The 11,852-nt window shown below is 32.9% G+C and carries 10 protein-coding genes; all 10 read left to right on the top strand.

Annotated elements, in window-relative coordinates; genetic code table 11:
* A partial coding sequence (locus J3U66_RS10875; protein WP_267348968.1) for a hypothetical protein occupies window positions 1–199 on the top strand: 199 nt, incomplete at its 5' end.
* A gap of 30 nt (window positions 200–229) precedes the next feature.
* Window positions 230–1,156 carry a hypothetical protein gene (locus J3U66_RS10870; RefSeq protein WP_267348967.1) on the top strand — a complete coding sequence of 309 codons (927 nt, stop codon included), beginning with the start codon at window positions 230–232 and terminating at the stop codon, window positions 1,154–1,156.
* The gene (locus tag J3U66_RS10865) at window positions 1,153–4,500 is read left to right on the top strand and encodes a T6SS effector BTH_I2691 family protein (protein WP_267348966.1); all 3,348 of its coding nucleotides are present in this window, start codon (window positions 1,153–1,155) and stop codon (window positions 4,498–4,500) included. The genes J3U66_RS10870 and J3U66_RS10865 overlap by 4 nt, the downstream gene beginning before the upstream one ends.
* Before the next feature lie 14 nt (window positions 4,501–4,514).
* Window positions 4,515–5,477, top strand: a complete 963-nt coding sequence (locus tag J3U66_RS10860; protein ID WP_267348964.1) for a putative type VI secretion system effector — start codon at window positions 4,515–4,517, stop codon at window positions 5,475–5,477.
* A 63-nt stretch (window positions 5,478–5,540) separates the two neighbouring features.
* A complete protein-coding gene (locus J3U66_RS10855) occupies window positions 5,541–6,503 on the top strand; it encodes a putative type VI secretion system effector (protein WP_267348962.1) in 963 nt (320 codons plus the stop codon).
* Between the two features lie 63 nt (window positions 6,504–6,566).
* Window positions 6,567–7,529, top strand: a complete 963-nt coding sequence (locus J3U66_RS10850; RefSeq protein WP_267348960.1) for a putative type VI secretion system effector — start codon at window positions 6,567–6,569, stop codon at window positions 7,527–7,529.
* A 63-nt stretch (window positions 7,530–7,592) separates the two neighbouring features.
* On the top strand, window positions 7,593–8,555 hold the full coding sequence (locus tag J3U66_RS10845; protein ID WP_267348958.1) for a putative type VI secretion system effector: 963 nt from the start codon (window positions 7,593–7,595) through the stop codon (window positions 8,553–8,555).
* Between the two features lie 63 nt (window positions 8,556–8,618).
* Window positions 8,619–9,578, top strand: a complete 960-nt coding sequence (locus J3U66_RS10840) for a putative type VI secretion system effector (RefSeq protein WP_267348957.1) — start codon at window positions 8,619–8,621, stop codon at window positions 9,576–9,578.
* A 429-nt stretch (window positions 9,579–10,007) separates the two neighbouring features.
* Window positions 10,008–11,030 (top strand): aspartate-semialdehyde dehydrogenase, encoded by a 1,023-nt coding sequence (locus J3U66_RS10835; RefSeq protein ID WP_267348956.1) that lies wholly within the window; start codon window positions 10,008–10,010, stop codon window positions 11,028–11,030.
* Window positions 11,017–11,808 (top strand): tRNA pseudouridine(38-40) synthase TruA, encoded by a 792-nt coding sequence (gene truA / locus J3U66_RS10830; RefSeq protein ID WP_267348955.1) that lies wholly within the window; start codon window positions 11,017–11,019, stop codon window positions 11,806–11,808. The genes J3U66_RS10835 and truA overlap by 14 nt, the downstream gene beginning before the upstream one ends.
* Window positions 11,809–11,852: the final 44 nt, after the last annotated feature.

Raw genomic sequence — 11,852 nt, 5'->3', positions numbered from 1 at the left:
AATTTGTGGTGGCTCTTATATCAAAATCAGTGAAGAGGGGATTGAGCTCGGTACAGCTGGTAATGTGTATATAAAAAGCAATGCCTTGCAAAAAATGGGAGCGGCAAATTTAACTGCTAATCCATCAATACCAACAGGTTGTGAAATAGCCATTCAAGAAGCGGATAAACAACAAAAAGCCAATGTAAAGCTGGGATAATTTATACATAAGACAAGTGAAATTGAGAAGATGGTTGATAATCTAAACATAGAACATGTTTACCAACAAATTATTGAAATGTTTGCTGAATATAATAGTCAGTTTTATCTTATCTATCAGCCTCGTGCTATTGAAAATAGATTAACAGCAAGTATTAGTGAAAAAAAATTAACATTATTTGAGTATAGAAACTATAACATAAAATTTACACCAGGATTGATAGCTTTAGATTTGAAACAACAACAAGATCAAACTATTTTAAAAATGACTATTGAATACAGTTATTTAGAAATTGATCCTAAAGCTGTTTTGATGGCAGAGCCTCGTTTTGTGTTTGGATGGATATTTTCCCCATTTATGCAACAACAATTAGCGAAAGAATTAGGATATATTTCAATACAATCATCTGATGATGGAAATCAATTATTACGTTATTTTGATCCGGCAATACTATCACCACTTTCAAATATATTGATTGAAGGGCAAAAACAGCTTTTAGTTAACCCTGTAAATGCTTGGCTATATATCAATAGTGATGGTGTATTGATAACTGAAAAAAATCTACGAAGTCCTGTTAAAAACTTATCTTATAATTTGGGTATCATTGACGAACAATGGCAAAAATTGGATTTTATTGAAAGTCGTAATCAAACGATAGCGCGTTATCACTTTTTTTATCCTGACTATTCACTAAAAGAAGCACAAGCTGACATTATCATCATGCAATCTTTTCAAGATGCTATTCAAAGGGGGTATAGTGATAAGCATGATTTATCCGAATATGCCTACTATAGCTTAGTGATACATCCTGACTTTATTCAACACCCAATTATACAAAACGCAATAAAAAACAATAAGACATCATCTTTAATTAGACAATTAAAAAATATAGATGCAGCACAATGGCAAATTGTCAAAAATGATTTAACTGACCACTTAAAAGGAAATAAGTCATGAGCTTATGTAGTAAATGTAAATCTCAAGGATTGCCAGTTTATCCAGTTCGTTATGCGGTAGCGCCAGATTATGTCTCGGCTGAATTACCAACTTGGGCAAAAAAAACACAATTACCAGAATTAAGTAAGCACAGTAAATATGTTTTAAGAAGAATGCGTGAAGGCTATTTATATGTGTTTTGTGAGTACGAGGATAAGAGCGGCGATCTGGATGTGTTAGTTTATAAAGTCGATGAACAAGGTGGCTTTTGGCAACAGGATATTAGCAAAGAATTAGAACTTAATCGCTTTCAACAAAGTATACAGTCAAATCAAAAATCCATTCCATTATCAGATACTGACACCACTTGTGGCAATGTTGAACACTCCTCAACTAATATCGCCTTCATTATTATTGCCAAACCGGATAAATGTAATACTGCATGGTTAGCGTTCAGCGAATGTAAATGGAGTTATGACACATTTAATCAATACTATCAAGATGAAGATAAACGCGATAAACGCATGCAAAAAATAAAACCCAAACAATGGTTATCTTCGCCTCAAAGTAATGACGGCATAACGGCAGTGAATGAAAATCAAATTTCTTCAGTGATGGAAGTAAAACTTACCGACACAATGAATAAGCATATTGCCAAAGGTAGACCTGAATTGAACTCTCTTTTATATTCAATAAGTTTCCCCTTTTTATATGGATTAATTCCACTCGGTGGTGAGATAATTTCAAAAAGTTTAATCGTTTCAGGTAATCCATTTCAGTATGATAACAAGCTAAGTAAAAAACGAACTAGTGTAACACCTTGGGGGGCGGTACGTGATTATAGTAAAGAAAAACCTGCACAAGAAAACTATGCCACATTATTAAATAATAAAATGCAATCCAAGGAGAGAAATAATACAAACAGTTCACCAATGATGGTTGCAGTTATGGACAGTATTGGTATTGCAACTGAATTAAGTAATTGGTGCAGTAGTGCGATGAGCGCGATGAAAAAAGTCATGACAGAACGGCAACGCGAAAATGCCTGTTGTAGTGGTATTGATTTATTCGAAAAAATAATAAAAAGTAATGACTATGCGAAAAGTGCCGGTAATTTTAAACAGCATATTCGTCAAACCAATCAAAAATATTTAGCAGATGCCAAATATTTTAATCAAAAAATCCAACCCTACAACGGTGGCGTTTTAGGAACAGATACATCACGTATAATTGTGTGGAATGATGCACAAAAAGCCAAAGGTTTACGGGTGCTTAATATTGTTAAACAATCTAAATATAACTATATCATAACACCCTATACTCCGGACATTGAATATCGAGTATTAAGATTAAAAATTGATGCTTCGAATTTAGTAAATTTTATTCAGGAAAATTATCTAATCGAAACTATTGGTGAAGATAGATATGCTCGAATTTTTGAAAATATATATAAGTTGCAAGATAATGCAAGCTTGTCAGAAATCAGCCGTTTATCTGCTGAATTGAAAATGATTGATGCAGAATTTAAACTGAAAGCAGAAGCTTATGAAAAGAGTTGGCATGAAAAAAATAAAAGTGATGAGTCAGCTGAAAAACGATGGCAAAAATATGAAAAAAAATTAAATAAAGATTATAAGCCATACAGACAACAATATGCAGCCTTTTTACGAGAGCATGGCAATTATATTGAAGCCTTGATTGATGATTTAATTTTATGGGTGGATTGCAACAAACAAAAAGATCAACATCCACTCTCATTAACCGCGGATGATTTTGCCCGAGATAGTGATCATTACTTGTCTTTTGCTAACGATATTTTAATGTCATTAGGCATACAAGTAAAAAGTGACAAAGTTCAAGATTTATTTAATCAACTTATTGAAGATCAGGTGCTTGATAGCCATAATATTTTATGGTCAGCCGTATTTGCTAATCGAAAACTCGATAAAGAAAAGCAGAAAAAATGTGTAAATTTTCTACTCTCATTAGATAAAACGTCACCAATGAGCATCCTTAATTATGGTGAATTATTAGATAACTTAGAAACCGTTTTAGAATTTTATCAAGGCGAATCAGAAGAAAATAAAATTTTCATTAATTTAGCTGAGGGTATTAATGGTATTAGTAATTCACTGTCAAATCCACAAGAGGAACATAAAGAATTAGATGCCGTCAAAGAATTACTCTCCTTGTTTGACAGCCAACGAAACTCGCTTATCGATGGTGATTCTATTGATGATCAAATTATTGCTGCCCACTTACAGCCTATGAAACAGGCAAGCGGCGCAGTAATAACAATTTTATTAAAATATTTACAACAAAAAGCAGGTAATTTATCTTCAGCCTTTGCTGAAGCCTTTTTTGTAATGACCGCGCCATCTACCTTATCAAAAGAAGCACTTAAACGCAAAATGGAGGCCTATCATCATTTAATTAATAATCTTATTAATAAATTTAGTTATAACAGTGAAAGACTTGCTGAAAAATTAGGTCATGTGAATCAAAAAATCAATAATTTATTCGCAAGTTGTTTAAAAAATAATTTAGCTGGTGTGGCTTTAACAGGTGGCATATTAGGCGTACATGTAATTAAAATTTATTATATCCTTGCTGATAGCTCATTAAAAACCAAATTACAACAACAAAATGCAAATTTACATTTAGCGATGGCGGGAACGGCCGCTATTTCGGCGAGTTTTCGATTGTTGGCTTTATTCGGTAAAAATGGGCGATTGACAGCAAAAATTATCAGTAATTTTCATTTTTCAGGTAACTTTTTTGGATTTGTATCTGGCATAATTGATGTTGGTATTAATTGGAATGAAGATTCGGCAGATAAAAAGGGATTAGATAAATTCTTTTATTATTCTACGCTTTTTACAGGTGCTGTATCCACTTTTGATCTGTTTTTTCAATTAGGTAAAACTAGTTTAATTCAAGTATTGGATAGAGGAGTTCTATTATTAGCTAATATAATAAAACAAAAAGCAATACTCAATCTTACTATTATTTTAGGTGGCAGACTACTGATATCTTTAATAGCTGTTGCTTTAAATCCTTGGGTTTCTATAGGGTTATTTTTATTTCAATTATATCATGAGGCAAATAAACCAGATGAGATAGAAGAGTGGATGAATCTATGTCGTTTTGGTCAATCACAGATTTATGGGGAAAGTGGTCATTTTGAACGTTACAAAACATTAGAAGATGAAGTCACAGCCCTTAAAGCAATATTTGAAAAATTTAAACAACAATTACAAGACTACTATGCTGAACAAGAAAGAGAAAGATATGAAAGAGAGGGGCAGTACAGTTTGTCTGCTTCAGAGTGGGAAAATTTATTTAATCTCCCTTTCCCTAAATAAATAAGAGGTGTTATATGTGCTATGCAAAATATGACGGTAAAGATATCACTTATAAAGATAAAGAGCAGGTGTTAAAAAAAACAGGACTCAAAATAGAAGATCCAACGTTACCACCTAAAAATTTAGTAAAATTAACAGGTACACTATCTGATTTTAAAGGGCTTTTTTGTTATGCTCCACTTGCTGATGGCGCTTATTTAAGTGAAGAGCAAAGAGAAAAACAAAAAGCTAAATTACAAAGAGGCGCTTTGCTTGCTACGTTAAGTGGCAATACCGCAGCAGGGCTCGCTGCTTTGGGGCATGCTAATGGCGGTGATCTTAGTAATTATGTTAAAGCACAATATATTACTGCCAAACTTGATAATGATATTACCCTTAAAGGTTGGCTGGGATTTTATAAATTTAATGAGGGTGATCAAGTTGAAGTAATTGCTGAAAAACGTGATGATTATTATGAAGTCTATGCCATGTTAAAACCTAGCGAGCAAATTATTTCTCTTATTCCACCATGCTATGCTGGGCGTAACCAAGCTTTAAAAGTTTGCTTTTGGCCAGCGTTAATATTTTATATTTTTTGTGTATTATTAATGAATTATCTTGTTTTAGACTTTTCTTTGGAAAATCTTTTCATCGGTTTTAGTTCGCTTGGTTTACTAATTGGATCGGCTTGTTTGATTGTCAGGAAAAACTCTATCGCTACCCATATAAAGCTTGCAGAAAGAATTTTTACTCTTCTGAAATGGAAGAACGTTAATAATATTAATTTGGACAAAATAAGTAAAAACTATATAACTAAATTAATTGTTCAGGGAAAATATTTAACTGATTGGAATTTCGATGTTGATTGGTGTATTAGGCCATCTAAAGATGGCTGCGGATGGTTCTTTTTTTATTATGATCCTGAAGTGCTTTGTAAGGAAGAAGGTAAACCTCTATCAGAGGATAATAAAAAGACGCAACATGAAGATGGTGAATAATGGTTTAAAAATGAGTCGGTAGTTTTTAGGGTGTTGAAATAGTAATAAGGAATATGACCGAATATGTGCTATGCAAAATATGACGGCAAAGATATCACTTATAAAGATAAAGATCAGGTGTTAAAAAAAACAGGACTCAAAATAGAAGATCCAACATTGCCACCTAAAAATTTAGTAAAATTAACAGGTACACTATCTGATTTTAAAGGGCTTTTTTGTTTTGCTCAAGTTGGTGATGGCGCTTATTTAAGTGAAGAACAAAAAGAAAAACAAAAAATTAAATTACAGAAGCGGGCATTACTGGCTACGTTAAATGGCAATACAGCTTTAGGTTTAGCCGCATTGGGACATGCTAATGGGGGTGATCGTAGTAACTTGTTTCCTGCGCAGTATATTACCGCCAAACTTAATAATGAAATTACCCTTAAAGGTTGGCTGGGATTTTATAAATTTAATGAGGGTGATCAAGTTGAAGTAATTGCTGAAAAACATGAGGATTATTATGAAGTCTATGCCATGTTAAAACCTAGTGAGCAAATTATTTCGATCATTCCTCCTTGTGTGGGCGGACGTAATCAGGCTTTAAAACATTATTTTTTCCCAACGCTTATATTTTATATTTTCTGTGGAGTATTGATGAACTATTTTTTCTTAGATTTTAGTTTGGAGAATATTTTCATAGGTTTCGGGACTTTAGGTATAATGTTTGGATTGGCTGTCTTAATTGTATGTAAAAATTGCATTGCAACCCATATTACTCTTGCTGAAAAAATTTTTAATTTATTAGGTTGGCAAGATGTCATTAATATTAATTTACCCAAAATAAGTAAACAATATATTGTTAAATTGATGGCTTTAGGTAAATATTCAAATGATTATAATAATAAAATAGATCCGTATTTTAGACCGCCTAAATCTGGTGTTGGTTGGAGTTTTTATTATTACGATCCAGAAATCCTTTGTAAGGAAGAAAGCAAACCTTTAGCAGAGGATAATAAAAAGACACAACATGAAGATGATCAATAATGATTTAAAAGTGAGTCGATTGTTTTTAGGGTGTTAAAATAGCAATAAGGAATACGACCGAATATGTGCTACGCAAAATATGACGGCAAAGATATCACTTATAAAGATAAAGATCATGTGTTAAAAAAAACAGGGCTTAAAATAGAAGATCCAACGTTGCCACCTAAAGACTTAGTAAAATTAACAGGCACACTATCTGATTTTAAAGGACTTTTTTGTTATGCTCCAGTTGGTGATGGCGCTTATTTAAGTGAAGAACAAAAAGAAAAACAAAAAATTAAATTACAGAAGCGGGCATTACTGGCTACGTTAAATGGCAATACAGCTTTAGGTTTAGCCGCATTGGGCCATGCTAATGGCGGTGACCGAAGTAATTATTTTCGAGCACAATACGTTACTGCCAAACTTAATAATGAAATTACCCTTAAAGGTTGGCTGGGTTTTTATAAATTTAATGAGGGTGATCAAGTTGAAGTAATTGCTGAAAAACGTGATGATTATTACGAGGTTTATGCCATGTTAAAACCCAGCGAGCAAATTATTTCACTTATTCCATTATGTTTTGCAGGTCGCAATCAAGCTTTAAAAATGTATTTTTGGCCAATGTTTATTTTTTACATTGTGTTAACTTTATTGATGACTTACCTTATTTTAGGCTTTTCTTTTGAGAATCTTTTCATTGGTTTTACTGTTACTGGTTTATTATTTGGATCGGCTTGTTTACTTGTAAACAAAAACTCAATCGCCACTCATATAAAACTTGCCGAAAGAATTTTTAAATTATTAGGTTGGAAAGATATTGCAAATATAAATTTAACTAAAATAAGTAAACAATATGTTGTTAAATTAACGATGCTAGGTAAATACTCAAGTGCATATAATTATAATACAGATCCATATATTAGACCGCCTAAATCAGGCGCAGGTTGGAGTTTTTATTATTACGATCCAGAAATCCTTTGTAAGGAAGAAAGCAAACCTTTATCAGAGGATAATAAAAAGACACAACATGAAGATGATCAATAATGGTTTAAAAATGAGTCGGTTGTTTTTAGAGTGTTAAAATAGCAATAAGGAATAAGACCGAATATGTGCTATGCAAAATATGACGGCAAAGATACCATCTATAAAGACAAAGAGCATGTGTTAAAAAAAACAGGACTTAAAATTGAAGATCCAACATTGCCACCTAAAGACTTAGTAAAATTAACTGGCACATTATCTGATTTTAAAGGGCTTTTTTGTTATGCACCTGTTGGTGATGGCGCTTATTTAAGTGAAGAACAAAAAGAAAAACAGAAAGCCAAACTTCAAAAAGGTGCTTTACTTGCTACGTTAAATGGCAATACCGCAGCAGGACTTTCAGCATTAGGGCGTGCTAATGGTGGCGACCGCAGTAATTATTTTCAAGCACAATATATTACTGCTAAACTTAATAATGATATTATCCTTAAAGGTTGGCTGGGTTTTTATAAATTTAATGATGGTGATCAAGTTGAAGTAATTGCTGAAAAACGTGATGATTATTACGAGGTTTATGCCATGTTAAAACCTAGTGAACATATTATTTCAATAATTCCACCATGTTTTGGTGGTCGTAATCAAGCTTTAAAAATGTATTTTTGGCCAATGTTTATTTTTTACATTGTGTTAACTTTATTGATGACTTACCTTATTTTAGGCTTTTCTTTTGAGAATCTTTTCATCGGTTTTACTGTTACTGGTTTATTACTTGGATCTGCTTGTTTAATAGTAAATAAAAACTCAATCGCTACCCATATAAAACTTGCAGAAAGCATTTTTACTCTTTTGGGGTGGAAAAATGTGAGTAACATTAATTTATTCAAAGTAAGTAAACAATACGTCGCTAAATTAATCAGTCAGAATAAGTATTCTTTAAAATTAAACAAAGATAGCGATCCATTTACGAGCCCTTGCAAAAATGGTTATGGATTTTATTTTTTTTATTATGATCCTGAAGTGCTTTGTAAGGAAGAAAGCAAACCTTTATCAGAGGATAATAAAAAGACACAACATGAAGATGATCAATAATGGTTTAAAAATGAGTCGGTTGTTTTTAGGGTGTTAAAATAGCAATAAGGAATAAGACCGAATATGTGCTATGCAAAATATGACGGCAAAGATATCACTTATAAAGATAAAGATCAGGTGTTAAAAAAAACAGGACTCAAAATAGAAGATCCAACATTGCCACCTAAAGACTTAGTAAAATTAACTGGCACATTATCTGATTTTAAAGGGCTTTTTTGTTATGCTCAAGTTGGTGATGGCGCTTATTTAAGTGAAGCACAAAAAGAAAAACAAAAAATTAAATTACAGAAGCGGGCATTACTGGCTACGTTAAATGGCAATACCGCAGCGGGACTTGCAGCATTGGGACATGCTAATGGAGGTGATCGTAGTAACTTGTTTCCTGCGCAATATATTACCGCTAAACTTAATAATGAAATTACCCTTAAAGGTTGGCTGGGATTTTATAAATTTAATGAAGGCGATCAAGTTGAAGTAATTGCTGAAAAACGTGATGATTATTATGAAGTATATGCCATGTTAAAACCCAGCGAGCAAATTATTTCACTTATTCCATTATGTTTTGCAGGAAGAAAACAAGCTTTAAAGAATTATCACATGCCTTTGTTCCTAATTTATATATTTTGTACATTACTAATGAATTATTTGTTGTTGGATTTTAGTATTGAGAATTTATTAATTGGATTTAGTTCATTAGGCATAATATTTAGTTTAGCTATTGCGAGTGTATATAAAAATTCTATCGCTACCCATATAAAACTTTCTGAAAGAATTTTTACTATATTAGGTTGGGACGATGTTAAAAATATTAATTTGGCTAAGATAAGTAGGCAATATGTTGTTAAATTAATAGAGCAAGGTAAATATTCGTTACAATATAATAATACAGATTTATATACTAGACCCCCAAAAACAGGTGAAGCGTGGCATTTTTATTATTATGACCGTGAAGTGCTTTGTAAGGAAAAAGGTAACCTTTTATCAGAGGATAATAAAAAGACACAACATGAAGATGGTCAATAATGGTTTAAAAATGAGTCGGTTGTTTTTCGGGTGTTGAAATAGTAATAAGGAAGTAGGACTAATATGCTCTATGCAAAAAATAGGGTAACAATTAATGATTTCCTATCAATTTTGAAAACATAAAAAGTTTTAACTTTTTTAAAAAGATATATGACGTTTACTAATAGGAGTTTTTCCGAATAATTTATAAAAATAAGGTAATAGTAATAAAAAAATAATCAATTCTAAAATTCTATTTTAGAATTAAAAACTATTAATTTTAATCAATGTTGGCGAATGATAATTACATTACCCTATAGTTTATATAGACTATTTTGGTTAAACATAAATGGGTTAGAAATACTACATCATGTTTGTTATGATCTTTTGCGCTATCTTAGATAAGATAATGGTATAATAGCCTATACTTTTTTTAATTAGGTTTAAGATATGTCTGCATGGAATATTGCGATTGTTGGTGCGACAGGGCAAGTTGGTTCTGCATTAGTTGAATTGTTACAACAAGATAACTTAGCACAAGCTAATCGATTCGAAATTGAAAATCTTTATTTAGTTGGCAGTGATAATAGTGAAGGCGAAATTGTACGTTTTTCGGGTAAAAATTTAACGGTTGTTGATAGTAATCAAATGGATTGGGGACAATGCCATTTTGCTTTTTTTGTTGCGGGTGTTAAAACCAGTGAAACGTATGCGCAGATAGCAGCACAATCGGGCTGTATTGTGATTGATGCAAGTGGTTATTTTGTCGATGAAGATCATATACCTTTAGTCGTTCCTAAGGTAAATAATAATGTATTAACTGAGTATCGTAATGAAAATATCATTGCTGTTGCTAGTGCGACAGTCTGCCAATTATTGCGTTGTATTACACCTTTGACAGATATTGAATTACTTACCAATTTGCATGTTACTAATTTTATTCCATCCTCTTTATATGGTAAATCAGGGGTTGATGAATTAGCGGGGCAGAGTGCTCGGTTGTTAAATGGTATGCCAGTTGAAAATGCCATATTTGATAATCAATTAGCCTTTAATTTGTTACCGATTTCTCATCAAACTGAGCATTTGACACTCAGCGAAAAATCACAAGTAAATCAAATTCGCAAAGTAATGAATAATTATCAATTGCCGGTATCAATTGAATCAATCATTGTTCCAGTTTTTTATGGGCTTGCGCAATCAGTCAATGTGTCAAGTAGTTTACCCATTGAATTAGATATGACGCGTTTTAATGACTTTGGCGTTGAAGTGCGACATGATGATTTGCCTACCCCTGTTACCGAGGTCAATACTGAATCTGAAGATAAATTAACCATAAAATTAGCTAATCTAAGACACAGCTATGGTAATTATGAGCAAATTCAATATTGGTCAGTTGCAGATAATATTCGTTATTTAGGCGCATTGATGCTGATAGAGACCCTCGAGATACTCATTAATGACTATCTGTAAAATTGCACTGGGTATTGAGTACGATGGTAGTGACTATTTTGGTTGGCAAAAGCAGCAGTCGCACGACTCTGTTCAAGAAAGGTTAGAAACGGCCTTATCGATTGTCGCTAATGAACCCATTACCGTTTTTTGCGCGGGCAGAACCGATGCCGGTGTGCATGCTACAGGGCAGGTGGTTCATTTTGAAACCCAAGCCCAACGTTCACACGGTGCCTGGACGATGGGGGTGAATTCGCATTTACCAACTAATATTGCTGTGCGGTGGTCACACTCAGTCGATGATAGTTTTCATGCACGATTTAGTGCAACGGCAAGGCGGTATCGTTATGTGATTTATAATCATCGTTATCGACCGGCAATTTTAGCTAAAGGTGTTTCTCATTATTATTTGCCATTGAATGAAACATTAATGCATCAAGCTGCGCAATATTTATTAGGTGAAAATGATTTTACATCATTTAGAGCGGCTCAGTGTCAGTCATTAACCCCTTGGCGTAATATTCATCATATTGAAGTGACAAGGCAAGCTGAATATATTATTGTGGATATCAAAGCGAATGCTTTTGTGCATCATATGGTACGTAATATTGTAGGCAGTTTAATCGAGGTCGGTGCAGGCAATCAGCAGCCACAATGGATTTTTGATTTGCTCAAAGCTAAAGATCGAACACTTGCTGCTGCAACAGCAAAACCGGAAGGGTTGTATTTGGTTCAAGTGGACTATCCATCGAAATATCAGATCCCCAATTCTTTTTTAGGTCCATTATTTTTACATTAAGCATAATTGCTTATAACTAATCCAATTTAACTAAAAAGATGAAT

Origin of the sequence: Gilliamella sp. B2969, assembly GCF_026536195.1 — a bacterium.
In the GTDB taxonomy this organism is placed as follows: domain Bacteria; phylum Pseudomonadota; class Gammaproteobacteria; order Enterobacterales; family Orbaceae; genus Gilliamella.
This window is presented reverse-complemented; position numbering and strand designations above follow the sequence as displayed.

What these genes read in the sequence shown, in the direction of transcription:
- J3U66_RS10870 (WP_267348967.1), top strand. Translation starts at nt 230, where the DNA reads ATGGTTGATAATCTAAACATAGAACATGTTTACCAACAAATTATTGAA.
- J3U66_RS10865 (WP_267348966.1), top strand. Translation starts at nt 1,153, where the DNA reads ATGAGCTTATGTAGTAAATGTAAATCTCAAGGATTGCCAGTTTATCCA.
- J3U66_RS10860 (WP_267348964.1), top strand. Translation starts at nt 4,515, where the DNA reads ATGTGCTATGCAAAATATGACGGTAAAGATATCACTTATAAAGATAAA.
- J3U66_RS10855 (WP_267348962.1), top strand. Translation starts at nt 5,541, where the DNA reads ATGTGCTATGCAAAATATGACGGCAAAGATATCACTTATAAAGATAAA.
- J3U66_RS10850 (WP_267348960.1), top strand. Translation starts at nt 6,567, where the DNA reads ATGTGCTACGCAAAATATGACGGCAAAGATATCACTTATAAAGATAAA.
- J3U66_RS10845 (WP_267348958.1), top strand. Translation starts at nt 7,593, where the DNA reads ATGTGCTATGCAAAATATGACGGCAAAGATACCATCTATAAAGACAAA.
- J3U66_RS10840 (WP_267348957.1), top strand. Translation starts at nt 8,619, where the DNA reads ATGTGCTATGCAAAATATGACGGCAAAGATATCACTTATAAAGATAAA.
- J3U66_RS10835 (WP_267348956.1), top strand. Translation starts at nt 10,008, where the DNA reads ATGTCTGCATGGAATATTGCGATTGTTGGTGCGACAGGGCAAGTTGGT.
- truA (WP_267348955.1), top strand. Translation starts at nt 11,017, where the DNA reads ATGACTATCTGTAAAATTGCACTGGGTATTGAGTACGATGGTAGTGAC.